The sequence below is a fragment of the Oerskovia merdavium genome (genome assembly GCF_014836755.1).
Classification (GTDB): domain Bacteria; phylum Actinomycetota; class Actinomycetes; order Actinomycetales; family Cellulomonadaceae; genus Oerskovia; species Oerskovia merdavium.
The window spans coordinates 17,033-41,214 of record NZ_JACSQF010000017.1 but is presented as its reverse complement, the minus strand read 5'-3'; the positions used below and the strand labels follow the sequence as shown (position 1 = coordinate 41,214).

The window sequence follows — 24,182 nt, the reverse complement described above, 5'->3', positions numbered from 1 at the left end:
AGCAACCTACCCGACCGCAGGGGCGTTGAGCATGAGCACACGGGCGTGCAGGATCGCGCGTTGCTGCAGAGCCGCCCGGACGGCACGGTGGAGCCCGTCCTCGAGGTAGAGGACACCCTGGTACTCGACGACGTGCGCGAAGAGGTCTCCGTAGAACGTCGAGTCCTCCGAAAGGAGCGTCTCCAGGTTCAAGGTGCCCTTGGTCGTGACGAGCTCGTCGAGCCGCACCTGCCGGGGCGGGACGCTCGACCAGTCCTTGGGCGTCACCAACCCGTGATCGGGGTACGGGCGCCCCTCGCCGACGGCCTTGAAGATCATGCGGGCCAGTCTAGGGCGGGGGCCGAGCGCCCGGCGCTGGATGTCCCGCGGTGGCCCACAACTCCACAGGCCCCGCACATCCTGCCCGGGCGCGGGCCAGGTTTCGCGCCGCTCACGCCGCTCACGCCGCTCACGTCGCGCTCACGCACCGCTCACGTCCCGACGCCCGAACCCGACGTAGGCGACCGCGAAGAGCGCCGCGGCCACAGCCGTGAGCGCGAGCACCGGGCCGAGGGCGAACGGGTCGAGCGGGACCTGGGGAACGTGGGTGAAGGGCGACAGGTCGCGGACCCACTGCGGCAGGCCCAGCAGCTCGCCCAGCTGCCCGACGACGAGCACGAACGTCACCACGCCCCAGCCCAGCGCGACGAGCCGCGGCCACCACCCGTAGAGGACCAGCACGAGGCCCGCGACGACGAGCGCTGCCGGGACCTGCACGAGCCCGGCCCCGACGGCGTCCGCGAACGCGTCGCCCCACCCGCCCGACACCAGCGCGTGCCCCAGGCCCATCGTGAGCCCCGACCACAGCGGGACCGCGACCACGCCGACGACCGTCAGGACGACCGAGGCCGACAGGTAGCGATTCCGTGAGACCCCGGTCGCGAGGACCAGCTCGGCCCGTCCGGACGTCTCCTCGGCGTGCAGCCGGGAGATCGAGGTCACCGCGAACGCCGCGGCCGCGATCCCGACGAACCCCATGATCGCGACCTGGAAGACCTGGGCGAGCGCACCTGCCCCGCCGAGCTGCTCGATGATCTGCTGCATCTGCGGCGACGACCCCGCGATGTCGTCGACCGAGTCCAGGAGGAACCCAACGAGCAGGCAGTAGGCGCCCACGCCCAGAGCCCACGAGGCGACGCCCGGGAGCTGGATCCTGCGCGCGATCGCGAGGGGGCTCGTCAACGAGGCCGACCCGGCGGGCCCCGGGCGCGGTTGCACGAGCCCCGCGCCGAGGTCGCGGCCGAGCGACGTGCGCGCCGCGACCGCCACGCACACGACGAACAGCGCGAGGCACAGCAGCGCGGGTCCGACGGCGTTCGCGCCGAACGGGTCGATCTCCTGGACCCAGCCCACGGGCGAGACCCAGTGCAGCCAGTCGGCAGACGGCTCGATGTCGGCCACGCCGCGCAGCGCGTACCCCGCGACGAGCAGCAGCACGCCGATCGTGTTCGCGGTCCGCGAGGACGTCGCGACCTGTGCACAGACCGCCCCGATCCCGGTCCCTGCCAGGCCGAGCGCCGCGAACTGGAGGCCGAACGCGACGGACGAGGCGCCGTCGGCTCCTTGGGCCACGAACATCGCGGCCATGAGCGCTCCCGTGAGGACCGACATCCCGGCCGCGACGAGGACACCCGTCGCGAGCGGTGCCAGCGACCCCACGTGCGCCGCGCGCACGAGCTCGAGCCGTCCGGTCTCCTCCTCCTTCCGCGTGTGGCGCACCACGGTGAGCACCGCGAGCACGCCCAGGACGAGGATCATGAAGAGACCCACGCGCCACGCCGTGGTCGAGGCGACCGACCCGGTGTGCTCGAGCGGGCCCAGCAGCGCCAGGAACGCACTGTTGGTGCCCATGCTCGCGGCGAGCTCGTCGCGCTCGGCCTGCGTCCCGTAGACGGTCGCGACCGACGAGTACGTCACGGCGACCATGAGCAGCACGACGGCGACGTACACGGGCAGGACGACCCGGTCGCGCCGCAGCGCGAGCCGCACGAGCGACCCCGTCCCGGCGAGCGCGTGGTGCAGCGACAGGGGCGGGCTTCCCACGCGGAGGGGCGCGGCGGCCGCAGGGTCGGCGGGTGCGAGCGCGGTCATCGCTCGGCCCCGCCCTCGAGCAGGGCGAGCTCGTCGCCGTACTGCCGCAGGAACAGCTCCTCGAGCGAGGGCGGCTCGATCGTCAGGCCGTGCGGCTCGAGGTCCGCGAGGGCGCGCGTGACCTGGGGGAGCGCGTCGTCGTCGACGTGGAAGGTCAGGTGCGACCCGTCGACGGTGAGGTCGTGCACGCCGTCGAGCGCATCGAGCGCATCGAGCGCGGCGGTCGAGGTGGCTCCCGGACCGACGGTCACGACGACCTTGGAGCGCGTGAGGTGGCGCAGCTCGCGCAGCGTCCCGGACTGCACGGCCCGGCCGCTGCGGATGATCGTGACGGTGTCGCACAGCGCCTCGACCTCGGCCAGGATGTGGCTCGACAGCAGGACCGACGTGCCGCGCGCGGTCGCCTCGCGCACGCAGTCCTGGAAGACGGCCTCCATGATCGGGTCGAGGCCCGACGTCGGCTCGTCGAGCACGAGCAGCTCCGCGTCGGCGCTCAGCGCCGCGACCAGCGCGACCTTCTGCCGGTTGCCCTTGGAGTAGGTCCCGGTCTTCTTGGTCGGGTCGAGCTCGAACCGCTCGAGCATGCGGGCCTTGCGGCGTTCGTCGACGGCCGCGCCGCGCAGGCGCAGCAGCAGGTCGATCGTCTCGCCGCCCGAGAGCTGGGGCCACAGCGTGACGTCGCCCGGGACGTAGGCGAGGCGTCGGTGCAGGGAGACGGCGTCACGGAACGGGTCGCCGCCCAGCAGGGTCGCGGTGCCCGAGTCGGGGCGCAGGAGACCGAGCAGGACGCGGAGGGTCGTGGACTTCCCGGCGCCGTTGGGTCCCAGGAAGCCTGCGACCTCTCCGGCGCGGACGGTCAGGTCCAGGCCGTCGAGCGCCTGGGTGGTGCCGAAGGACTTGCGCAGGTCGTGGATCTCGACGGCCGGTCCGCGGGTCGTGGCGGGGTCGGAGGTCGTGCGTGCTGTCGTGGTCATGGTTCCTCGTCGGGGAGGCGTGGGCTGGGAGGGAGAGCCGGTGCGGGCCGTCGTCGAGCGGGGGACGTTCGTGCCCGACGGCGTCGCTCGCCTCGGCGAGCGGGCGGCGGTCTCGTCGGGGTACCGGGGGACCGCACGCGCTACGGGGCCGGTGCTGCGGAGGCCTGCTCGTCGGGGGGCGGCTCGGCGTACCGGAGGTACGCGTCGAGGAGCGTGCGGTCGGTCAGGAAGCCCTCGGTGAAGAGCTCGATCGAGGGCAGGCCCATGCGGTCGACATAGGCACGGACGATCGCGCCCGTGTCGGTGGGGTCCTCGGGCGGGTGCAGCGTGAGGTCGAGGAGGATCGTCCCGAGGGACTGCGTGACGAGGTACTGCGCTCGCGCGGTCTCGTCGAGCGAGGGCCTGATGGTGCCGGCGGCGACGCCGTCGGCGATGTACGCGGCGGCGTCCTCGACCATGCTCTCGACGAACGAGCGGGCGAGGTCGCCGCCCTCCTGGAGGCTGCGCAGCACGTAGCCGAGGACCGGGCCGTACTCCTCGACCGACGAGAGCTGTGCGAGGACGTCCATGGGGCTGCCTCGGGAGCCCGTCTCGTCGCCCAGGACGTTGCGCTTGTTCTCCCGGATCAGGACGAGGACGTGCTCGTCGCAAGCTCGCCGCAGGCCGTCCTTCGAGCCGAAGTGATGGATGACGAGGCCCGCGCTGACCCCGGCGTCGGCGGCGAGCGTGCGCAGCAGGACGCGGAAGCCCCCGCTCGCGAAGCGGGCCAGGGCCGCGTCGCGGATGCGAGCGCGGGCCGTGAGGTCCGAAGGGTCGTGCGCGGGGCCTGCCGCGTCGACCGCCGGGGTGCGCGATGGTACTGAACGCATGTTCAACACGCTAGACACCTGTTCAGCCCGTCACGAGAGGGACAGGCGTCAGGAAGTCGTCAAGGTCGACTGGGATGCGGGTCCGTCGCAGGGATGACGACCGAGCCCGTGCGTGAGGGGGCGCATCAGGGACGGACCAGGGGAACCCCTGATGTGCGGGTGTCGGCCCCCGGCGTACCGTCGAAACATGAGCCACATCCTCGCCAGACCGCGCCGCGGTGCCGTGATCGCCGGTGTCTGCGCCGGCCTCGCCCGACGCTTCGACATCAGCCCGACGCTGGTCCGCGTGCTCGCGGTCGCGTCCTGCATCCTGCCGGGACCGCAGATCCTCCTGTACATCGTGCTGTGGATCGTCCTGCCCCGGGACCCGGAGTGAACCGACCCTGACGAGAAGAGGTCCGTCGTGACCTCGCTCCGAGGGTTTTGTCCAGTGCCGCAGCATCGTGGCACCATCCGAGGGTGCGCTCCCACCCGGCTCGAACCGCCCTGCTGCCCCTTGCCCTCGGCCTCGTCGTCGCGGCGCTCGCGGGATGCGCCTCGTCGGCGTCGCCCGTCGCCACCGCCGTCGAGACCCCGGCGGCTCCGGCCGCAGGTCCCGCTCCCACGTTCGACAGCGCGACGGCCGAGGGATCGCTGCTGCTGACCGCGGCATCGGAGCTCGACGAGGCGATCCTGCCCGCGGGCTTCCGCTACGTCGAGACCGTCGACATCGACCTCTCGGGGTCCACGAGCTCGATCTACGTCCAGGGGCAGCCCGAGGAGCAGGGCCCTGGTCTGTACGTGTACGCGGTCCCGGAAGGGGTCGACGTCGAGTACCTGGGCGACGACTGGGCGCCCGAGCCGGTCCCCGAGCTCTCGGGCGACCTGGCCGTGACCGTGGTGTCCGACCCGGAGGGGCAGGATCGCTCGGTCGTGTCGATCGAGGCACCCCCTGCCGGGACGGTACGGCTCATCGGCGACGGCCTGGTCCGTGACGAGCTGATCGGGATGGCGGGGCGGCTGCTCGACAGCCTCGGCGACGCGGGCTGACGTCTCGACCGCTCGGCGCCGGCTCTGGAGCCGGGCGCCTCGTCCACCTGCGCGGGTGAACGACGAAGGGCCCGCAGCGCACGCTGCGGGCCCTTCGGTCTGCGGAGGATGGGGGATTCGAACCCCCGAGGGCTTTTAACCCAACACGCTTTCCAAGCGTGCGCCATAGGCCACTAGGCGAATCCTCCGTGCTGCAGCGTCGACCCACGCGGGGCGTCAGGCAGCGTGTCGAGAATACCGGACGGACGCCCAGCGACCGAATCGGCCCGTCGGCGCTCGATCCCTGGCCGTTCTGGGGTCGTTCCGTGGCCGGGCCGCGGACGGCAGGGTGGCATGTGCCGGGGGCCGGTTTCTGACGACCGCCCGTCCTGGGCTAGGCTGGGTCCAGACCCCTCGTGCGGCACTATCTCACTGAACTCCCCCAGGGCCGGAAGGCAGCAAGGGCAGGTGGGCTCTGGTGGGTGCACGGGGGGTCCTTGCATGTCCGGACCCGGCCGCGGTCCGTTCCGGACCGAGGCTCGAGCGTTCCCGACGGCGCCGCTCGCCTCGCACGGCCGGGTGTGGCCTGTGCCACACAGGCGTGGTTGAAAAGCGGCAAAACAGCCCAAAGTGGGCGCCGCGGACCAAGATGCGGACGAAAATCCGTCCAGCATCTGGAATATCGACCGATGCGGTGGTTTTGGAGCGCCGAGCGTGCGCATCATGGAGCCATGACCCGCCCCACGAGCACCGAGCTCACGACGCACCGCGCAGCCTCCTGCTGCCGAATGTCGTGTCGCTCCGTCCTGCGTGGCGCCGGTCGAATGTGCTGTCAGCGCTGACCTGACCCCAGCACCGCACCACCAGCCACGAGTGCAGCCCGGAGACGACCGGAGCCCGCGCCGAAGCGCCCCGCACCTCCCTTCCTGACCACCGACCACCGGTGACGTGTCTTCGCGACCCGTGACCCGCCGTCGGGCAGGAGGACGTTCCACCCGTCACCCCCGTCACCACCACGACGCCCCCCACGGACGCCCTGCGACAACAGCCGGCGCCGTCACCGGAAGGACAGACCATGCTCCGCAAGAACTTCACCCTCGCTGCGATCGCGGCCACCGCAGCCCTCACGCTCGGAGCGTGCGCCACGACCCCCACCGACAGCGGTGCCTCGGCAGGCAGCACCGACGACGTCGTCAAGATCGGCGTGGTCGGCGCGGCCGACGACAAGTGGGCCGTGTTCGAGAAGGTCGCCGAGGAAGAGGGCCTGAACATCGAGATCGTCGACTTCGGCGACTACCAGCAGGCCAACCCGGCGCTCGCGCAGGACCAGATCGACCTCAACCAGTTCCAGCACCTGCAGTTCCTCGCGGGCTACAACGTCGAGGCCGGCGACGACCTCCAGCCCATCGGCGCCACCGCGGTCTACCCGCTCGCGCTCTACTCGTCCAAGCACACGGCGCTCGAGGACATCCCTGCGGGCGGCGAGATCGCGGTCCCGAACGACGCGACCAACCTCGCCCGCGCGCTCCTCGTCCTCCAGGAGGCGGGGCTCATCGAGCTCAAGGACGGCGGCAGCTCGCTGTCGACCGAGGCCGACGTGCTCCCGTCCTCGAAGGTCAAGGTCACCCCGGTCGACGCCGCGCAGACCGCGATCTCGCTCCAGTCTGTCGACGGCGCGATCATCAACAACGACTTCCTCGAGGACGCCGGCCTGGCCCCTGAGGACGCACTGTTCCAGGACGACCCCGACTCCGCGGCCTCCGAGCCCTACATCAACGTGTGGGTCGCCCGCGCTGCGGACAAGGACGACGAGACGCTCCTGAAGATCGCCGCCCTCTCGCAGAACGAAGAGGTCATCGCCGCAGAGAAGAAGGCCTCGGGCGGCACCGCGGTCATCAAGGACAACTCGCCGGCCGAGCTCCAGGAGATCCTCGCGGGGATCGAGGAGAACTACCGCGCCCAGGGCTGACCCCTCGGCGTGAGCCACCGGTGCCCGACGACGTCCCCCGACGTCGTCGGGCACCGGCGCGCTCCCGCCCGGGCGATGCGCACGCTGCTCTCGCCCGGGAGGCCCGGTGCCTGTTGGATAGGAGCTGTCCGCACGCGTCGGCCGCACGGCAACCAGACCGCAGCCCCCACCGCACCACGTCGGCTCACGGCTCTCACGAGGAGCCCGGCCGCCCCACCCCCGCACGAGAGGTTCCTCCGTGAGCACCACCTCGGACACGATGGTCCGCTTCCGCGACGTGACGAAGGTCTTCGGGACCGGTTCGTCCGCCGTGGCGGCCGTCGACGGCGTCACCCTGGACATCGAGGCGGGTGAGATCTTCGGCGTCATCGGCTACTCGGGCGCGGGCAAGAGCACGCTCGTCCGGCTCATCAACGCGCTCGAGCCCGTCACGTCGGGCAGCGTCGTGGTCGACGGGGACGAGGTGAGCGCACTCTCCGAGCGTGAGCTGCGCCCCGTGCGCGCGAGCATCGGCATGATCTTCCAGCAGTTCAACCTGCTGTCCTCGCGGACCGTCGCCGGGAACGTGGCCTACGCGCTCAAGGTCGCGGGCTGGGACAAGCCGCGGCGCGAGGCGCGCGTCGCCGAGCTCCTCGAGTTCGTGGGTCTCTCCGACAAGGCCGGGGCGTACCCGTCGCAGCTCTCGGGCGGGCAGAAGCAGCGCGTCGGCATCGCGCGCGCGCTCGCCACCTCGCCCAAGCTCCTGCTCGCGGACGAGGCGACGAGCGCCCTCGACCCCGAGACGACGCGCGACGTCCTCGCGCTCCTGCGCCGCGTCAACGCCGAGCTCGGCGTGACGATCGTCGTCATCACGCACGAGATGGACGTCGTGCGCTCAACCTGCCACCGCGTCGCGGTCATGGAGCACGGCAAGGTCGTCGAGGTCGGCGAGGTCTACGACGTGTTCTCCTCGCCCCAGGCCACCGCGACCAAGAAGTTCGTCGGGACGGCGCTGCGCGACCGTCCCGGCCCCGAGGCGCTCGAACGCCTGCGTCGCCGGCACCCGGGACGCCTCGTGACGGTCGGCGTCCACGAGGACGGGACCTCGGGTGCGAGCCTGACCCGGCTCCTGCGCGAGCACGGGCTCGACGGCTCCGTGGTGTTCGGCGGGATCTCCGAGATCGGGGAGCGGCCCTTCGGCTCGCTCACGCTCGAGCTCGCGGGCGACGACGCCACGATCTCGGCGTTCCTCACCGAGCTCGCGACGACCACCGACGTCGTCGACCTCGGGACCGCCGCCGACCCGCGCGACGACCCGCGCGTCGTCGCCGGGGCGAGCGACGAGTCGGGCGAGGGGGACAGCGCGACCGGTGCCCCGCCGTCGGGCCGGGTCGACGAACCGGACCCGCGCGACGCCTGGCAGAGCGAGAGGTGGCCCGGGACGGGCAGCACCGGGACCTCGGGGCTCGGTCGCCCCGGCACGCAGGGAACCCAGCCCGGTGACTTCGGCACCGAGCCCGGCACGTTCGGAGGCGCGCGATGAACCGCGACTGGTCCACCCTGTGGCCGATCCTGCTGTCCTCGCTCGGCGAGACGCTCTACATGGTCTCGATCGCGCTCCTCGCAGGCGGGCTCGGCGGCCTGGTCCTGGGGCTCGCGCTCTACTGCACGCGCAAGGGCAACCTGCTGGCGAACACCGTGGTGTTCAACGTCCTCAACGTGCTCGTCAACATCGTGCGACCCATCCCGTTCATCATCTTCCTGACGATGATCTACCCCGTGACGCTCGCGGTCGTCGGGACGACGATCGGCACCGAGGCGTTCATCCTGCCGCTGTCGGTCATGACGGCTTTCGGGACCTCGCGCATCGTCGAGCAGAACCTCGTGAGCATCGACCCGGGCGTGGTCGAGGCCGCGCGCGCCATGGGTGCCTCGCCCTGGCGGATCATCCGGACCGTGCTCATCCCCGAGGCGCTCGCGCCGCTCATCCTGGGCTACACGTTCATCTTCGTGGCCGTGATCGACATGTCGGCCATGGCCGGCTACATCGGCGGTGGCGGCCTCGGCGACTTCGCGATCCGTTACGGCTACCAGCGGTACAACTGGGCCGTGACGGCCGTGACGGTCCTCGTCATCATCGTGATCGTGCAGGTCGTGCAGTTCTTCGGCAACTGGCTCGCGCGCAAGGTCCTGAGGCGCTGACGCACCGCCCGTGGCGGGACGACTCGCGCGCGGCGGGTCCCCGGGCAGCGCGCCCGGGGACCCGCTGTGCGGGCTGTCAGCCACGCCGTCTAGAGTTGCCGGGGTGAGCACCGCCCTGTACCGCCGCTACCGGCCAGAGACCTTCGCCGAGGTCATCGGGCAGGACCACGTCACCGGACCCCTGCGGCAGGCACTGCGCAGCGGACGCGTGAACCACGCCTACCTCTTCTCGGGCCCTCGTGGCTGCGGCAAGACGACCTCGGCGCGCATCCTCGCCCGCACGCTGAACTGTGCGCGCAACACCGAGGAGACGCCCATCGACACCCCCTGCGGGGAGTGCTCGTCGTGCATCGAGCTCGCACGTGGCGGCTCGGGCAGCCTCGACGTCATCGAGATCGACGCGGCCTCGCACAACGGTGTCGACGACGCCCGTGAGCTCCGGGAGCGCGCGACCTTCGCGCCCGCCCGGGACCGGTACAAGATCTTCATCCTCGACGAGGCCCACATGGTCACGCCGCAGGGCTTCAACGCGCTCCTCAAGCTGGTCGAGGAGCCGCCGCCCCACGTGAAGTTCATCTTCGCGACCACGGAGCCGGACAAGGTCATCGGGACCATCCGCTCGCGCACGCACCACTACCCCTTCCGCCTGGTCCCGCCGGACGTCCTGGGCCCGTACCTCGAGCAGCTCTGCGCTGCGGAGGGCGTGACGATCGGGACCGGCGTCGTGCCGCTCGTCGTGCGCTCGGGCGGCGGCTCGGTGCGTGACTCGCTGTCCGTCATGGACCAACTCATCGCGGGCGCCGAGGCCGGGAACGTCGACTACGAGCGCGCCGTGGACCTCCTGGGCTTCACGCACGCCTCGCTGCTCGACGACGTCGTGGAGGCCCTCGCGGCCCGCGACGGCGCGAGCATCTTCCGGGTCGTCGAGCAGATCATCACCACGGGGCACGAGCCGCGCCGCTTCGTCGAGGACCTGCTCGAGCGCCTGCGCGACCTCATCGTCATCTCGGTCTCGGGCGGTGCCGCGGACGCGGTGCTGCGCGACGTCCCGTCCGACCAGCTCGAACGCATGAAGGCCCAGGCCCAGAACCTCGGGGCGGCCGAGCTGTCGCGTGCGGCAGACCTGGTCAACGCGGCGCTCACCGAGATGAGCGGCGCCACGTCGCCGCGCCTGCACCTCGAGCTCCTGTGCGCGCGCCTCCTGCTCCCCGGCGTGGACGACGGCGCAGCGGGGCTCGCGGCGCGCATCGACCGGTTGGAGCGGGGCGGCCTGGGCACCGGCGGCCTCGCGCCCGTCGCGTCCCCACCGCGGTCCGGCGGCCCCGAGGGGCTCGTCGCCGCACCGCCGCGGAGCCCGCGGGTCGAGGAGGACGTCACCCCCGTCGCGCCCGCCAACGGGCTGAGCGGGGCCGCGGCCGCACGAGCCGCGCTCCAGGCGCGCAAGAGCGGGGAGGGGGCTGCTGCTCCTGGTGTGCCTGCTGCTCCGCCCGTTCCTGCCGTGCCTGCTGTGGCGGCGCCGACCGCTCCTGTGGTCGCGGTGCCGTCCGCTCCTGTGGTCGCGGTGCCGTCCGTACCTGCGGTCGCGGTGCCAGCCGAGGCCGCCCCTCAGGCGGACGAGCCCGTCCGCTCGAGCGAGGCGGTCGCCCCGGCGACCGACGACCGGCCGGTCGTGGTACCCGTCGGTGACGCGCACGCCGAGCCGGCGGAGTCGGTGCGAGTCGGTGCAGAGATCCCCGAGGACCACGCGGCACCGGTCGCCGAGCACGCATCCGGCCTCGTCGAGCCCGCAGGTGATGCGGCGCCTGCGGCTGCCCTCGGCGCGGAATCCGCCGCCGCGGAGCCCGTCGACGCGGGGCCGGAGCGAGGTGCGCCCCGCGCAGCCGCTGCTCCTGCACCGGTCGTCGAGCCCGTCTCGCCCGCCGGGGAGGCTCCTGCCCAGCCCGAGGTCACAGCGCCTTCGCCCGGTCCCGGACAGGCCTCGAACCACGCCGACGCGCTCAGCACCGACGCGCTGCGTCGTCGCTGGCCCGAGGTCCTCCAGACCCTCAGCACGAGCCGAGTCACGTGGTCCCTCGTGAGCGCCAACGCGCAGGTCGGCGAGCTCACGTCGGACACGCTGTACCTCGCGTTCCAGACGCCGGCCCTCGCGCGGACCTTCTCCACCTCCCGGCACACGGGGGCGGTCCAGGAGGCCGTCTACCAGACGCTCGGGTTCCAGGTCCGGGTCGAGGCCCGCCTCGACGAGGGCGGCGGCCCGGTGCCGAGCGCGCCGGCGCCTGCCGCGCCCCCGGCTCCACGTCACGACGACCCGTCCGTCGCAGGAGCGTCGGCCCCGGCCGACGTGCCCGCGCACGAGGTCTCCGGCGGGTCCGGTGCGTCGGGCTCGGGCGGGAACGGGTCCTCCGGGGCGCCGTCCCCGGCCTCCGACCCCGTGGGCACCGTCGCTGCGCCGACGACCGCGAGTGGCCCCGGTGTCCCGCACCACACGGGCGAAGCCGCCTTGCAGCACGAGCAGCGGAGCAGCGTCGCGGTCCAGGAACGCCCGGCTCCCGTGACCGCTCCTCCCGTACCTGCTCCCGAGGCGCCCGTGGTCGAGCCCCCGGTCGTCAACGCGGCCGACGAGGCCTGGCTCGCGGGAGCCTCCATGACCGAGCCGCCCGCGGACTTCGACGAGGGCCCGGAACCGCCGCCCGTGGACGTGAGGCGAGCGGCGCCGTCGGGCAACCGGCAGACGCTGCGCGCGCCCGCCGCGCCCAGCGCCCCGACCCCCGCCCCCGCGGGACCGCCGCCCGGCGTCCGCGAGTCACGTCGCCAGACGCTCGAGCGTCAGGCCGCCGAGCAGAAGGCTCGGCAGTCCTCGGCCCGCGTCACGACCTCGATCGAGGACGACTCGCCCTCGGACGACGACCCCGACCTGGCGTCGTCGGGACTGGTCGGAGCGCCCCTCGTCGCGCAGCTCCTGGGCGGCGTCGTGATCGACGAGACCATCGACACCGGGCTCTGACGTGAGTCCCCGCGGTGAGCTCCACCACGTCGAGCTCTGGGTCGAGGACCTCGACACCGCGGAGAGCTCGTGGGCGTGGCTGCTCGACGAGCTCGGCTACACGCGCTTCCAGACGTGGGCCACGGGGCAGAGCTGGCTGCGCGGCGCGACGTACATCGTGCTCGAGGCGAGCCCCGCGGTCCGTGGCAAGGGGCACGACCGCATGCGCCCCGGGGTCAACCACCTGGCGTTCACGGGCGGCCGGCGCAGCGAGGTCGACGACCTCGTGACCCGCGCTGCCGAGCACGGGTGGAGCCTCATGTTCGCCGACGCCCACCCGTACGCGGGCGGGCCCGACCACTACGCGGCCTACCTCGAGAACGAGGACGGCTTCGAGGTCGAGATCGTCGCGGACGAGACCTGAGCGGACCCGCACGGGCGACAGCCGCGCGCCGCCTCCGGGGCGGCTCCGAGCGTGGGCGGCGCCACGTAGGCTGGGGACGTGTATGAAGGCGCGGTCCAGGACCTGATCGACGAGCTCGGCCGACTCCCCGGGGTCGGCCCCAAGAGTGCCCAACGCATCGCGTTCCACCTCCTCGCAGCCGACGCCGCGGACGTGCGTCGGCTCACCGACGCGCTGACCGAGGTCAAGCTGCGCGTGCGCTTCTGCGAGGTCTGCGGCAACGTGGCTGAGGGCGAGCGGTGCCGCATCTGCCTCGACCCCCGGCGCTCGGCCGCAGTGATCTGCGTCGTCGAGGAGCCCAAGGACGTCGTCGCGATCGAGCGCACGCGTGAGTTCCGGGGCAAGTACCACGTGCTCGGCGGGGCCATCAACCCCATGGACAACGTGGGTCCCGACGACCTGCGCATCCGTGAGCTGCTCACGCGACTGGCCGACGGCGAGGTGCAGGAGGTCATCCTCGCGACCGACCCCAACGTCGAGGGCGAGGCCACGGCCACCTACCTCACGCGCATGCTGTCCCCGATGGGCCTGCGGGTCACCCGCCTCGCGTCCGGGCTGCCCGTGGGTGGAGACTTGGAGTACGCGGACGAGGTCACGCTGGGGCGGGCCTTCGAGGGACGGAGAGTCGTCAGTGGTTGAGATCAGCGAGGCACTGGGGTCCGACCTCCGGTCGGTCGCCGCGTCCGTGTCCGCCGAGGCCCGCACCTTCCTGACCACCACGGCGGAGGTCGCGTCGGGCGCAGCCCCCGAGGCCGCGATCCCGCTCCTGCTGCTCGCCACGTCGGACATGCTCGCGGCCGGGGCGCGCCTCGGCGCCATGATGGACGTCGTCCCGGACGAGCGCTTCGAGCCCGATGCCGGCCCCGAGACCGACCTCGACCCGCTGCGCGAGGCGCTCGCGCAGCTCCTCGACGGTCTGGACGAGTACCCGGAGATCGTCGACCCCGTGCTGGGCGCCGTCGTCGGGCAGGCGTTCGTGTCCGGGGACATCGCGTGCATCGCCGAGGCGCTCGCCAAGGGGCTCCAGCACTACGACTCGGGCCAGGAGCTCGAGGCGCTGTGGTGGTGGCAGTTCTCCTACCTGTCCCTGTGGGGAGAGCGCGCGGCGAGCGCGCTGCGCGTCCTGCAGATGGTGCTCGCGCACCTGCGCCTCGACGTCGAGGACGACGTCGCGGCCGAGGCGGAGTACGACGCGCTGCAGTCCTGACCGGGTGAGCACCGGGGCGCCAGCACCCGGGTGACCTCTCCGCCGTCGTGCAAGACTGCCGTGTGACCTGGGACCTCGCCGCGACGCTTCCTCTCGTGGCGCACGCGCCGCTCGCCGCGGGCGACGGGATCGTGCTGCCCGGGTCGGGCGGTCTCGAGCTCGACCTCCTGACGATCTCCCTCCTGGTCCTCGCCGGCCTGACCGCCGGATGGATCGACGCCGTGGTCGGTGGGGGAGGGCTCGTCCAGCTCCCCGCGCTGCTGCTCGTGCCGGGCATCAGCCCGGTCCAGGCCCTCGCGACCAACAAGCTCGCGAGCATCATGGGCACCTCGGTGAGCGCCACGACCTACTACCGGCGGGTGGGCCCCGACCTGCGGACCGCGGGGCCCATGGCGATCGCGGCCCTGTTCGGCGCGATCGGCGGCGCAGCGCTCGCGTCGAAGATCCCCGCCGAGCTGTTCAAGCCGATCATCCTCGTGGTCCTGATCGCGGTGGCCGTCTACACGATCGCCAAGCCCCGGCTCGGGCACACGACGAACCTGCGCTGGGAAGGCAACGGGCACCGGTGGGCCGCGGCCGGGATCGGGCTCGTGATCGGGTTCTACGACGGGCTGCTCGGCCCCGGGACGGGGACGTTCTTCGTCATCTCGCTCGTGAGCATCCTCGGGTACGCGTTCCTGCCCGCCTCGGCGCTCGCGAAGATCGCCAACTTCGCGACCAACGCGGGCGCACTCATCTTCTTCGTCCCGTACGGGGCGGTGCTGTGGGGGCTGGGGCTCGCGATCGGGGCCGCGAACCTGCTGGGCGCGTACATCGGGGCGCGCATGGCAGTGGCCAAGGGCAGCGGGTTCGTGCGGGTCGTCTTCGTGGTCGTCGTGGGGGCACTCATCTGCAAGCTCGGGTACGACGTCGTCACGAGCCTCGGGGAGTGACGGTGCGAGGGGCGGGGTCCGGTCCAGAGGGGGATGCGGACGGAGCCCCGCGGCCAGGGCCGCGGCGTATGGTCCGATCGGAGACGGGTGGCTACTCGCCTGATCTCGATCTGCCTGGCACGCACGACGACCCACCTCGTGCGCGGGCGGGGGAGGGGGAACCCGACCCGGTCCGTGTCGACCCCTCCGGCGTGACCGGCCCGTTCGGGCGACCCCGACCCCGGCCTCAGCGCCGGGGTCTGGCGCTGGGGCGGCTGATCGCCGGGGTGCTCGTCGCGTTCGTGGGGTACGTCCTGGTGGCGATCCCCGCCATGATCACCTACGACGTGGGGATGGACGGATACGGCTACTACTGCGAGACGGGGATGTTCGTCGAAGCGGATCTGGCCTGTTTCGGCGATCCCACGCCTGCCACCGAGGCGTTCGCGTGGCTCGTGGCGATGGTCACCGTGCCTGCCGCGCTCGGGATCCTCGTCGCCTGGCCGCGGAGGCGGGGACTCCTCCTGCTGTTTCTGGCGTGCGCGGCGCTCGGGCTGTACGCCTACCTCGTGCTGGTCAAAGCGCGCACCTGACCGGGCCGCCGGCCTGACCACCGGCTTGGCTGCCTGTCTGACCAACGGAGCTGATCGCCGAGAACGAGGTTGCGGTCGTTCTCGGGCTCAGGACGACCACAACCTCGTGCCCGGCACCCCGGTCACCTAGGGTCGCCACCATGCACCTTCGCACGCAGGCCGTCGTCCTCGATCTCGACGGGACGCTCCTCGACCACGAAGGGGCCGCACGGGCTGCGCTCGCGGCCTGGCTGCCAGGCCTCGGGGTCGAGGTCACCGCCGGGCTGGTCGACGCGTGGTTCGCCGCAGAGGAGGAGCACTTCTCCGCCTGGCGCGCGGGGGAGATCGACTTCGCCGAGCAACGGCGCCGTCGGCTCCGTGACGTGCTGCCGCTCGCGGGCCTCGAGGGGGGATCCGATGATGGCCTCGATCAGGTCTTCGCCGGCTATGTCGCGCACTACGAGGCGTCGTGGACCGCGTTCCCCGACGTCGAACCTATGCTCGCAGCGTTGCGGGCCCGGAATGTCCCGCTGGCCGTCCTGACCAACGGGACCGAGGACCAGCAGCACGCCAAGCTTCGCGCCGTGGGTCTGGACGGGCGGGTCGGGTCAGTGTTCACGGCCGAGGGGCTGGGAGTGGCCAAGCCCGCACGTGCGAGCTATGTGCAGGTCTGCGCCGCGCTGGGGGTCGTGCCGGAGGAGGCCCTGCACGTCGGGGACCGGTACGACCTCGATGTCGTGGCCGCCCGTGCGGCCGGGCTGCAGGCCGTCCACCTGGACCGGGACGGCCGCGGGCCGTTCGACGAGCCCGAGCGCATCGTGTCTCTCGCCGAGCTGCCGGGGTACCTCGGGTGGTGAGGCCCAGCCGCCGGGTCGGGCCGGGTGGTTGCCGGCGGCTGCCGAGCACGAGGTTGCGGTCGTTCTCAGGGTCAGAACGACTGCAACCTCGTGCTCGGCACCCGGTAGCCAGCATCCCCGCAGGTCAGCGACCGGCACCGACCCGGACCGCCCGCATCCTGAGCCCCCTCCCGCCGCTCACGGGCCCCGGGCTATCATCGACCGACTCGTAAAACACCCGGCGGGCCGTTGAGAGAGACGGAGGCCGGCGACGTAACGGAGCAGGCTAGTGGCACTTGTCGTGCAGAAATATGGTGGCTCGTCGGTAGCTGATGCGGAGAGCATCAAGCGGGTGGCGAAGCGCATCGCAGAGACCAAGCGGGCCGGACATGACGTGGTCGTCGTGGTCTCGGCCATGGGTGACACGACGGACGAGCTCATCGATCTCGCCCAGCAGGTCACCCCCCTTCCCCCCCAGCGCGAGATGGACATCCTGCTCACAGCAGGTGAGCGCATCTCGATGTCGTTGCTGGCGATGGCGATCAACAACCTCGGCGTCAAGGCCAAGTCGTTCACGGGCCAGCAGGCCGGCGTGATCACGGACGCCGTGCACGGCAAGGCGCACATCGTCGACGTCGTGCCGCACCGCATCCGCGAGACGGTCGAGAAGGGCTCGGTCGCGATCGTCGCCGGGTTCCAGGGCGTCACGCAGAGCACCAACGACGTGACGACCCTCGGTCGCGGCGGCTCGGACACCACGGCGGTCGCGCTCGCGGCCGGCCTGGGCGCCGACGTGTGCGAGATCTACACCGACGTCGACGGCGTGTTCACCGCGGACCCGCGCATCGTGCCGACGGCCCGCAAGATCGACCGCATCTCCTACGAGGAGATGCTCGACATGGCGGCGAGCGGGGCCAAGGTCCTGGTGCTGCGCTGCGTCGAGTACGCGCGCCGCTACGGCGTGCCCATCCACGTCCGTTCGTCGTTCTCGACGAAGCCGGGGACCATCGTGTCGAACGACGCGCGCCCCGTGCCCAACGTCCCCCAGCAGGCTCCCGGCCACCCGGCCGACAACGAGGCAGAGGTCATCATGGAAGATCCGATCATCTCGGGCGTCGCGCACGACCGCAGCGAGGCCAAGATCACCGTCGTGGGCGTCCCGGACGTCCCGGGCACGGCCGCCCGCATCTTCGAGGTCGTGGCCGGTGCCGGCGCGAACATCGACATGATCGTCCAGAACGTCTCGGTCGCGGCCACGGGCCTGACCGACATCTCGTTCACGCTCCCCATGGACGACGGCGCGCTCGCGACCACGGCCCTGGACGCCGTGCGCGAGGAGATCGGTTTCGCGTCGCTCCAGTACGACGACCAGATCGGCAAGGTCTCGCTCATCGGTGCAGGCATGAAGTCGAGCCCGGGCGTGTCCGCGCGCCTGTTCGGTGCGCTGCGTGACGCGGGCATCAACATCGAGATGATCACGACGTCCGAGATCCGCATCTCGGTCGTCACGCGGGCCGACAGCCTCGACGACGCGGTGCGGGCCATCCACACCGCGTTCGAGCTGGACGGCGAGAGCGAAGCAGTCGTCTACGCCGGCACCGGCCGTTGAGCGAGGAGAGCACCATGAGCAACCAGAACTCTGCCGGCCTCGTCGTCGGCGTCGTCGGGGCGACCGGTCAGGTCGGCGCCGTCATGCGCCGTCTGCTCGAGGAGCGTGACTTCCCCGTCGCGCAGATCCGCTACTTCGCCTCGGCCCGCTCCGCGGGCAGCACGCTGCCCTGGAAGGGCGAGGACGTCGTGGTCGAGGACGCGGCCACGGCCGACGTGTCGGGCCTCGACATCGCCCTGTTCTCCGCGGGCGGTGCGACCGCCAAGGCGCAGGCCGAGCGCTATGCCGCCGCGGGCGTCGTCGTGATCGACAACTCCTCGGCGTGGCGCATGGACCCGGACGTCCCGCTCGTCGTGTCCGAGGTCAACCCGGAAGCGATCCACGAGGCGCGCAAGGGCATCATCGCGAACCCGAACTGCACCACGATGGCCGCGATGCCGGTCCTCAAGCCGCTCGCTGACGAGGCAGGCCTCGAGCGCCTGATCGTCGCGACGTACCAGGCGGTCTCGGGAGCGGGACTGGCCGGCGCGGCCGAGCTCCGCGACCAGGCGGTCGCAGGGGCCGAGCAGGACCTCACGGGTCTGGTGCACTCGGGCAGCGCGGTCACGTTCCCCGCACCGGACAAGTTCCCGCGCAACATCGCGTTCAACGTGGTGCCGCTCGCCGGGTCGATCGTCGACGACGGCGAGGAGGAGACCGACGAGGAGAAGAAGCTCCGCAACGAGTCGCGCAAGATCCTGGGCCTTCCCGACCTCCTGGTCGCGGGCACGTGCGTGCGCGTCCCGGTCTTCACGGGGCACTCGCTCGCGATCCACGCCGAGTTCGCTCAGGCCATCACCCCGGACCGCGCGCGCGAGCTGCTCGCGTCGGCCCCGGGCGTCGAGCTCTCGGACGTCCCCAACCCGCTCGAGGCCGCGGGTGCCGACCCGTCGTTCGTGGGCCGCATCCGCACCGACCAGAGCGTGCCGGGCGGTCGCGGCCTGGTGCTGTTCGTCTCGAACGACAACCTCCGCAAGGGTGCCGCGCTCAACGCGGTGCAGGTCGCGGAGCTGGTCGCGGCAGACCTCACGAGCAAGGCCGCTGCCTCGGCCTGACTCGTGCTGCCGGGAAGGGCGGGGGCTGTGGCTCCCGCCCGTCCCGCTGGTCCGGAGACGGACCAGGCATCGCGGTGGCCGACGGCGCCCCTCACCTTCCGGTGGGCGGGCGCCGTCGGGCTGTGCGGACCTCGTCCCGCCCCTCGGGACGCCCTGCGACGGCTCGCGGCCCCCCTCACCGCAGCGGCGGCTCGCACGGGAGCCGTTGCGCGCGCCGAACCGCCTGACGCCCGACAGACTCGGGGGAGACCCGCGCCTCCCGTGCGCCGGGCGCGACGCGGAGGTGCCTCCCGTGACCAACCCCCAGCTCCCTGCTCCTGTCCCTGCACCGGACCCCGAGCCGCAGCCCGTGCTGTACCAGCTCACGACGTCGGCGGAGTTCCTCGTGGTGAGCTCCACGGGGAGCCCTGAGGCGGACGCGACGCTGCTCGGTGTCGCCTCCGACGTCAACGGTCTGGTGCGCTCGGTCGGGTTCCGGCAGGGGCGGGCCGAGCTGTCGTGCGTCGTGGGCCTCGGGTCGAGCTTCTGGGACCGCGTGCGCCCTGCAGGTGCGCCGCGTCCCGCGCACCTGCACCCGCTCAGGGCGCTGGCCGGCGCACGCCACACGGCCCCGTCGACCCCGGGCGACGTGCTCTTCCACCTTCGCGCCGACCGGGCGGACCTGACGTTCGAGCTGGCCCGCCAGATCATGCGTGCGCTGGGAGACGCGGTGGTCGTCGAGGACTCGACCACGGGCTTCCGGTACTTCGACTCGCGCGACCTCCTGGGCTTCGTCGACGGGACGGAGAACCCGACGGGCCGGGCGGCCCCCGAGGCCGCGCTGGTCGTGGACGAGCCGGACTTCGTGGGCGGGAGCTACGTCGTGGTGCAGAAGTACGTGCACGACCTCGACGCGTGGAACGGGCTGAGCACCGAGGAGCAGGAGAAGGTGATCGGGCGGACCAAGCTCGACGACATCGAGCTCGACGACGACGTCAAGCCCAGCAACTCGCACGTCGCGCTCAACGTGATCGAGGACGAGAACGGCGAGGAGCTCGCGATCCTGCGCGACAACATGCCGTTCGGCGACGCGGGCGCGGGCGAGTTCGGGACGTACTACATCGCGTACGCGAAGGACCCCGGGGTGACCGAGCTCATGCTGCACCGCATGTTCATCGGCGAGCCCGAGGGAAACACCGACCGGATCCTCGAGGTGTCCACGGCCCTGACGGGGTCGTTGTTCTTCGTGCCGTCGCTCGACCTGCTCGAGAGCCTCGCGGACGGCGAGGTCGAGCAGCAGCCCGAGAGCGGGGCGGTGGCGGTCGGGTCGTGAGGGACGGACCGATCGCCGCCGAGAAGTGAGCTGTGGCCCCTGATCCCGCCGGATCAGGGGCCACAGCTCAGTTCTCGACGGGCGGTGGCCGGTCCGCGTCATGCGCACGGCCGCCAGATCTGAGCCTCGCGGGTACGCTCGCCCGGTGGACCACGAGACCGACCTCGCCGACGCCCGCCAGGAGTACGCGGACGCGGTGCTCGCGCTCGTCGCGGCGATCCCGGCCGGGCGGGCCATGACCTACGGGCTCGTCGCGGAGATCGTCGCGGAGTCGCTCGGCCGGGGCGGACCGCGCCAGGTGGGCCAGGTGCTCGCGCGCTCCGACGGCGACGGGCCCGGTGACGCGGAGCTGCCGTGGTGGCGCGTGGTCAACGCCGCGGGATCCCCGCCGGCCCATCACCTGACGACCGCGCTCACGAACCTGCGGGCCGAGGGATGTCCTCTGCGGCCGGGCGGCGAGCGCGTCGACCTGCGCAGGGCGGTCTGGTTCCCGGAACAGCCCCCTGCTTCCCGCTGAGTGGGGGCCCTTGTGCGACACGCCGGGCGTGTCCCACCAGAGCTCCGCACTCAGCGGTGCATGAGGGTCAAGCGAGCAGCCCCGCGACGGTACGCACCGCCGTCGGGTCCCCCTGGACCAGGAGCGTCGTGACAGCGGTACGGCGCCACGCCTCGAGGTCGTGGGCGATCTTGGCCTCGGGTCCCACGAGCGCGACGTCCTCGACGAGGGCCGTCGGGACGGCCGCGACGGCCTCGGCCTTGCGGCCCGCGAGGTAGTGCGCCTGGATCTCGTCGCACGCGTCCGAGTAGCCGAGCCGGTCGAGCGCGTCCCGGTGGAAGTTCGCGCCCTTGGCGCCCATGCCGCCCACGTAGAGCGCGATGAAGGGGCGTACCTTGTCGGCGGCCTCCTCGACGTCGTCGGCCACCACGACCGGGACGGTCGCCGAGACCTCGAAACCGGCGGCGGGGGAGCGCCCGTCCGAGCGCTTGGCGAAGCCCTCGTCGAGCAGCCCGCGGAACAGGGGGTCCATGCGCGGGCTGTAGAACAGGGGCAGCCAGCCGTCCGCGACCTCGGCTGCGAGCGAGATGTTCTTGGGGCCCTCGGCCGCGAGGTGGATCGGGATCTCGGGGCGCAGCGGGTGCACGGTCGAGCGCAGCGCCTTGCCGAGCCCCGTGGTGCCCTCGCCCGTGAGGGGGAGCTGGTAGAACTGGCCGTCGTACGTGACGGGGCCCTGGCGTGCGATCACCTCGCGCACGATCTCGATGTACTCGCGCGTACGCGCCAGCGGGCGGGGATAGGGCTGGCCGTACCAGCCCTCGACGACCTGTGGGCCGGAGACTCCCAGCCCGAGGATCGCGCGCCCGCCCGAGAGGTGATCGAGCGTCAGGGCGGCCATGGCGGTCGCGGTGGGGGTGCGTGCGGACATCTGCGCGACCGCGGTCCCGAGCCGGATGCGTGAGGTGTGCGAGCCCCACCAGGCGAGCGGGGTGAAGGCGTCCGAGCCGTAGGCCTCGGCCGTCCAGACCGAGTCGACGCCGAGGCGGTCCGCGGCGACGATCGCCTCCTGGATGCCGGGCGGGGGTCCGGCGGACCAGTAGCCGGTGTGGATGCCGATGCGCATGGCGTTCTCCTCGTGTGTTCCTCGGCGCTGAGGTGCGGACGGGTCCGCGGGCTCGACGTGCGTCGAGCGAGGTTCCTAGGACCGGGAGTCCTGGGAACCGCGGCTCAATCTACCGTGCCCGACGGCGAGCACCCGCACGGGAGCCCGGCCCGCCGCGCGTCGTGGCCGGTCGGTGGCGCGACCCGTTCCCGAGCAGCACAGGAGGGGCGGCGCACGTGGCGCCTCCCCTCCTGTGGTCGGCCGGGTGGCCGCCTTCCGTCAGATCACGTACTCGATGAGCAGCGACGGGTCCTCGGCGGGCTCGGCAGGTGCTGCGACGGGCTGCGGGACGCGGTTGCGGGCCGGGACCCCCACGGCCACCGACCCTGCGGGCACGTCCTTGACCACCACGGCATTGGCGCCGACCTGGACGTCGTCACCGACCCAGACCGGACCGAGGATCTTGGCCCCGGCTCCCACGACCACCCGGTCGCCCAGGGTCGGGTGCCGCTTGCCGCGCTTCATCGAGCGACCGCCCAGGGTCGACCCGTGGAAGAGCAGCACGTCGTCCCCCACGACCGCCGTCTCCCCGATGACCACACCCATGCCGTGGTCGATGAACAGGCGACGCCCGATCTTGGCTCCCGGATGGATCTCCACGCCGGTCGCCGCGCGCGCGACCTGGGCGATGATCCGAGCGGGCAGACGAAGCGCCGGCTCGCGCCACATGCGGTGCGTGAGCCGGTACGCCCACACGGCGTGCAGGCCCGGGTAGATGAGCGCGACCTCGAAGCCGTTCCGCGCCGCGGGATCGCGGTGCCGAGCGGCCTCGAGGTCCTCCCTGAGGACTCTCAGGAAGCGTCGCAGGGGACTGGGAGGTCTCATCAGTCCAGCAGGTCGGCGTACAGCACGGAGGTCAGGTAGCGCTCACCGAACGACGGGATGATCACGACGATCAGCTTGCCGGCGTTCTCCGGACGCTCGGCGAGACGCAGGGCGGCGGCGATCGCGGCACCGGACGAGATGCCCACGAGCAGGCCCTCCTCCTTGGCGGCACGACGCGCGTACTCGACCGCGGTCTCGGCGTTGATGTCGATGACCTCGTCGTAGACGCTCGTGTCGAGGATCTCGGGCACGAAGTTCGCGCCGATGCCCTGGATCTTGTGGGGGCCGGGGGCGCCGCCGTTGAGGATCGCGGACTCCTCGGGCTCGACCGCGACGATCTGGACGCTCGGCTTGCGCTCCTTGAGGACCTGACCGACCCCGGTGATGGTGCCGCCGGTGCCGATGCCGGCCACCACGATGTCGACCTCGCCGTCGGTGTCGGCCCAGATCTCCTCGGCCGTGGTGGCGCGGTGGATCGCCGGGTTGGCCTCGTTGGCGAACTGGCGCGCCAGGATGGCGCCCTCGCGCTCGGCCACGATCTCGTCGGCCTTGTTGACCGCACCCTTCATGCCCTCGGAGCCCGGCGTGAGGATGAGCTCGGCGCCGAACGCGCGCAGCAGCGCGCGGCGCTCCTTCGACATGGTCTCGGGCATCGTCAGGACGATGTCGTAGCCGCGGGCCGCGCCGACCATGGCCAGGGCGATGCCCGTGTTGCCCGAGGTCGCCTCGACGACGGTGCCGCCCGGCTTGAGCTCACCGGAGGCCTCGGCCGCGTCGATGATCGCGACGCCGATGCGGTCCTTGACCGAGTTCGCGGGGTTGTAGAACTCGAGCTTGCCCACGACCGTGGCGCCGACGCCCTCGGTGAGCTTGTTCAGGCGGACGAGGGGCGTGTTGCCGACGAGCTTCGTGACGTCGTCGTAGATGCGTGCCATGACTTCCTCTTCATCGTTGGTGGCCTGCGGCGAGAGCCGGGGCCGAGGGGGGATCAGCGGGAGCTGCCTGGGGTGGCACGGGGCTGCGACGGGGCAGGGGACGCGCCACTGGGCCTGTCGTCGGGTGGAGCGTCTCCGGGGAGGGGACGCTCTAGCGACAGGTGGGGCCCGGACAACAGGACAGGACGCGCGCGGGGGTGCTCACCGCGGGGGAGGAGCCGGCGTGACGCGTGGTCATGATCGCTCTCCTCGTCCTGTGTCGTCGTTGCCCGCAGTCGCGGCCCGCGCCGTGGTTCGGCGTGGTGCCCTGCGGAGTCATGGTGCCTGGCCCGAGGCTATCGGCCCGTGCACCGCGCTGCAACGGTGTCTCATCCCCGACCCGACCTGCCGGGGGTGAAGTCGGGGAGTCCCGCCGGTCGTGCCGGTGGCACCTGTGCGTGACGGCGGGTGGCGACCGGCCGCAGCCGCGCGTCGCAGGCGGCTCCGCCGGGAGACGACGACGGCGGCCCTGGAGATCCAGGGCCGCCGTCGTGGTGCGGAGCGGATGACGGGAATCGAACCCGCGTGATCAGTTTGGAAGACTGAGGCTCTACCATTGAGCTACATCCGCGCAGAAGAGCCCGCCATGGTGGCGAGGTCTGCGGCG

Annotated in this window: 23 protein-coding genes, 2 tRNA genes and 1 other RNA gene; 17 read left to right on the top strand and 9 right to left on the bottom strand. The window is 72.2% G+C overall.

Features of this window, described 5'->3' with window-relative positions; genetic code table 11:
• Positions 1–6: 6 nt before the first annotated feature.
• The 4 genes from H9641_RS15380 to H9641_RS15365 form a co-directional block, all read right to left on the bottom strand.
• Positions 7–318, bottom strand: a complete 312-nt coding sequence (locus H9641_RS15380) for a type II toxin-antitoxin system VapB family antitoxin (protein WP_056645031.1) — start codon at positions 316–318, stop codon at positions 7–9.
• Positions 319–459: 141 nt separating this feature from the next.
• Complete coding sequence (locus H9641_RS15375) at positions 460–2,130, bottom strand: ABC transporter permease (protein ID WP_191805299.1); 1,671 nt, start codon at positions 2,128–2,130, stop codon at positions 460–462.
• Positions 2,127–3,104: an ABC transporter ATP-binding protein gene (locus tag H9641_RS15370; RefSeq protein ID WP_191805297.1), complete on the bottom strand. Its 978-nt coding sequence runs from the start codon at positions 3,102–3,104 to the stop codon at positions 2,127–2,129. The genes H9641_RS15375 and H9641_RS15370 overlap by 4 nt, the downstream gene beginning before the upstream one ends.
• Positions 3,105–3,244: 140 nt before the next feature.
• Positions 3,245–3,973: a TetR/AcrR family transcriptional regulator gene (locus H9641_RS15365; RefSeq protein ID WP_191805295.1), complete on the bottom strand. Its 729-nt coding sequence runs from the start codon at positions 3,971–3,973 to the stop codon at positions 3,245–3,247.
• Positions 3,974–4,160: 187 nt separating this feature from the next.
• Between H9641_RS15365 and H9641_RS15360 the strand changes: the two genes are divergently transcribed.
• The gene (locus H9641_RS15360) at positions 4,161–4,349 is read left to right on the top strand and encodes a PspC domain-containing protein (RefSeq protein WP_056645039.1); all 189 of its coding nucleotides are present in this window, start codon (positions 4,161–4,163) and stop codon (positions 4,347–4,349) included.
• A gap of 83 nt (positions 4,350–4,432) precedes the next feature.
• Entirely contained in the window at positions 4,433–5,002 is a 570-nt protein-coding gene (locus tag H9641_RS15355) for a hypothetical protein (RefSeq protein WP_191805293.1), read from the top strand.
• A gap of 102 nt (positions 5,003–5,104) precedes the next feature.
• Here H9641_RS15355 and H9641_RS15350 read toward each other — a convergent pair.
• Positions 5,105–5,190, bottom strand: a tRNA-Ser gene (locus H9641_RS15350).
• 196 nt (positions 5,191–5,386) lie between these two features.
• Here H9641_RS15350 and ffs point away from each other — a divergent pair.
• The 15 genes from ffs to H9641_RS15275 all read left to right on the top strand — a co-directional run bounded on the left by ffs (position 5,387) and on the right by H9641_RS15275 (position 20,635).
• Positions 5,387–5,483: signal recognition particle sRNA small type (gene ffs / locus H9641_RS15345), an RNA gene on the top strand.
• 573 nt (positions 5,484–6,056) lie between these two features.
• On the top strand, positions 6,057–6,950 hold the full coding sequence (locus tag H9641_RS15340) for a MetQ/NlpA family ABC transporter substrate-binding protein (protein WP_191805291.1): 894 nt from the start codon (positions 6,057–6,059) through the stop codon (positions 6,948–6,950).
• A 238-nt stretch (positions 6,951–7,188) separates the two neighbouring features.
• Positions 7,189–8,472: a methionine ABC transporter ATP-binding protein gene (locus H9641_RS15335; protein ID WP_404821956.1), complete on the top strand. Its 1,284-nt coding sequence runs from the start codon at positions 7,189–7,191 to the stop codon at positions 8,470–8,472.
• Positions 8,469–9,131: a methionine ABC transporter permease gene (locus H9641_RS15330; RefSeq protein ID WP_191805289.1), complete on the top strand. Its 663-nt coding sequence runs from the start codon at positions 8,469–8,471 to the stop codon at positions 9,129–9,131. Before H9641_RS15335 ends, H9641_RS15330 begins: the two co-directional genes overlap by 4 nt.
• A gap of 103 nt (positions 9,132–9,234) precedes the next feature.
• The gene (locus tag H9641_RS15325; protein WP_191805287.1) at positions 9,235–12,135 is read left to right on the top strand and encodes a DNA polymerase III subunit gamma and tau; all 2,901 of its coding nucleotides are present in this window, start codon (positions 9,235–9,237) and stop codon (positions 12,133–12,135) included.
• Position 12,136: 1 nt separating this feature from the next.
• The gene (locus tag H9641_RS15320) at positions 12,137–12,538 is read left to right on the top strand and encodes a VOC family protein (RefSeq protein WP_191805285.1); all 402 of its coding nucleotides are present in this window, start codon (positions 12,137–12,139) and stop codon (positions 12,536–12,538) included.
• A 78-nt stretch (positions 12,539–12,616) separates the two neighbouring features.
• The gene (recR, locus tag H9641_RS15315) at positions 12,617–13,216 is read left to right on the top strand and encodes a recombination mediator RecR (protein ID WP_191805283.1); all 600 of its coding nucleotides are present in this window, start codon (positions 12,617–12,619) and stop codon (positions 13,214–13,216) included.
• Complete coding sequence (locus tag H9641_RS15310; RefSeq protein ID WP_191805281.1) at positions 13,209–13,784, top strand: DUF5063 domain-containing protein; 576 nt, start codon at positions 13,209–13,211, stop codon at positions 13,782–13,784. Before recR ends, H9641_RS15310 begins: the two co-directional genes overlap by 8 nt.
• Positions 13,785–13,918: 134 nt before the next feature.
• Entirely contained in the window at positions 13,919–14,716 is a 798-nt protein-coding gene (locus H9641_RS15305) for a TSUP family transporter (protein ID WP_191805357.1), read from the top strand.
• A 191-nt stretch (positions 14,717–14,907) separates the two neighbouring features.
• On the top strand, positions 14,908–15,288 hold the full coding sequence (locus H9641_RS15300) for a hypothetical protein (RefSeq protein ID WP_191805279.1): 381 nt from the start codon (positions 14,908–14,910) through the stop codon (positions 15,286–15,288).
• 140 nt (positions 15,289–15,428) lie between these two features.
• On the top strand, positions 15,429–16,124 hold the full coding sequence (locus tag H9641_RS15295) for an HAD family hydrolase (protein ID WP_191805277.1): 696 nt from the start codon (positions 15,429–15,431) through the stop codon (positions 16,122–16,124).
• A gap of 268 nt (positions 16,125–16,392) precedes the next feature.
• Positions 16,393–17,712, top strand: a complete 1,320-nt coding sequence (locus H9641_RS15290) for an aspartate kinase (RefSeq protein WP_191805275.1) — start codon at positions 16,393–16,395, stop codon at positions 17,710–17,712.
• A gap of 14 nt (positions 17,713–17,726) precedes the next feature.
• The gene (locus tag H9641_RS15285) at positions 17,727–18,806 is read left to right on the top strand and encodes an aspartate-semialdehyde dehydrogenase (RefSeq protein WP_191805273.1); all 1,080 of its coding nucleotides are present in this window, start codon (positions 17,727–17,729) and stop codon (positions 18,804–18,806) included.
• Positions 18,807–19,098: 292 nt separating this feature from the next.
• Positions 19,099–20,118 carry a Dyp-type peroxidase gene (locus H9641_RS15280; protein ID WP_191805271.1) on the top strand — a complete coding sequence of 340 codons (1,020 nt, stop codon included), beginning with the start codon at positions 19,099–19,101 and terminating at the stop codon, positions 20,116–20,118.
• 145 nt (positions 20,119–20,263) lie between these two features.
• On the top strand, positions 20,264–20,635 hold the full coding sequence (locus H9641_RS15275; RefSeq protein WP_318244625.1) for an MGMT family protein: 372 nt from the start codon (positions 20,264–20,266) through the stop codon (positions 20,633–20,635).
• A 67-nt stretch (positions 20,636–20,702) separates the two neighbouring features.
• Here H9641_RS15275 and H9641_RS15270 read toward each other — a convergent pair whose 3' ends face one another.
• From H9641_RS15270 to H9641_RS15255, 4 genes are all read right to left on the bottom strand, one after another.
• The gene (locus H9641_RS15270; RefSeq protein ID WP_191805267.1) at positions 20,703–21,737 is read right to left on the bottom strand and encodes an LLM class F420-dependent oxidoreductase; all 1,035 of its coding nucleotides are present in this window, start codon (positions 21,735–21,737) and stop codon (positions 20,703–20,705) included.
• A gap of 258 nt (positions 21,738–21,995) precedes the next feature.
• The gene (epsC, locus tag H9641_RS15265; protein ID WP_191805265.1) at positions 21,996–22,601 is read right to left on the bottom strand and encodes a serine O-acetyltransferase EpsC; all 606 of its coding nucleotides are present in this window, start codon (positions 22,599–22,601) and stop codon (positions 21,996–21,998) included.
• Positions 22,601–23,536: a cysteine synthase A gene (gene cysK / locus H9641_RS15260; protein ID WP_191805263.1), complete on the bottom strand. Its 936-nt coding sequence runs from the start codon at positions 23,534–23,536 to the stop codon at positions 22,601–22,603. The genes epsC and cysK overlap by 1 nt, the downstream gene beginning before the upstream one ends.
• Before the next feature lie 539 nt (positions 23,537–24,075).
• Positions 24,076–24,146, bottom strand: a tRNA-Gly gene (locus tag H9641_RS15255).
• Between the last annotated feature and the right edge of the window lie 36 nt (positions 24,147–24,182).

What these genes read in the sequence shown, in the direction of transcription:
- H9641_RS15380 (WP_056645031.1), bottom strand. Translation starts at nt 318, where the DNA reads ATGATCTTCAAGGCCGTCGGCGAGGGGCGCCCGTACCCCGATCACGGG.
- H9641_RS15375 (WP_191805299.1), bottom strand. Translation starts at nt 2,130, where the DNA reads ATGACCGCGCTCGCACCCGCCGACCCTGCGGCCGCCGCGCCCCTCCGC.
- H9641_RS15370 (WP_191805297.1), bottom strand. Translation starts at nt 3,104, where the DNA reads ATGACCACGACAGCACGCACGACCTCCGACCCCGCCACGACCCGCGGA.
- H9641_RS15365 (WP_191805295.1), bottom strand. Translation starts at nt 3,973, where the DNA reads ATGCGTTCAGTACCATCGCGCACCCCGGCGGTCGACGCGGCAGGCCCC.
- H9641_RS15360 (WP_056645039.1), top strand. Translation starts at nt 4,161, where the DNA reads ATGAGCCACATCCTCGCCAGACCGCGCCGCGGTGCCGTGATCGCCGGT.
- H9641_RS15340 (WP_191805291.1), top strand. Translation starts at nt 6,057, where the DNA reads ATGCTCCGCAAGAACTTCACCCTCGCTGCGATCGCGGCCACCGCAGCC.
- H9641_RS15330 (WP_191805289.1), top strand. Translation starts at nt 8,469, where the DNA reads ATGAACCGCGACTGGTCCACCCTGTGGCCGATCCTGCTGTCCTCGCTC.
- H9641_RS15295 (WP_191805277.1), top strand. Translation starts at nt 15,429, where the DNA reads ATGCACCTTCGCACGCAGGCCGTCGTCCTCGATCTCGACGGGACGCTC.
- H9641_RS15285 (WP_191805273.1), top strand. Translation starts at nt 17,727, where the DNA reads ATGAGCAACCAGAACTCTGCCGGCCTCGTCGTCGGCGTCGTCGGGGCG.
- H9641_RS15270 (WP_191805267.1), bottom strand. Translation starts at nt 21,737, where the DNA reads ATGCGCATCGGCATCCACACCGGCTACTGGTCCGCCGGACCCCCGCCC.
- epsC (WP_191805265.1), bottom strand. Translation starts at nt 22,601, where the DNA reads ATGAGACCTCCCAGTCCCCTGCGACGCTTCCTGAGAGTCCTCAGGGAG.
- cysK (WP_191805263.1), bottom strand. Translation starts at nt 23,536, where the DNA reads ATGGCACGCATCTACGACGACGTCACGAAGCTCGTCGGCAACACGCCC.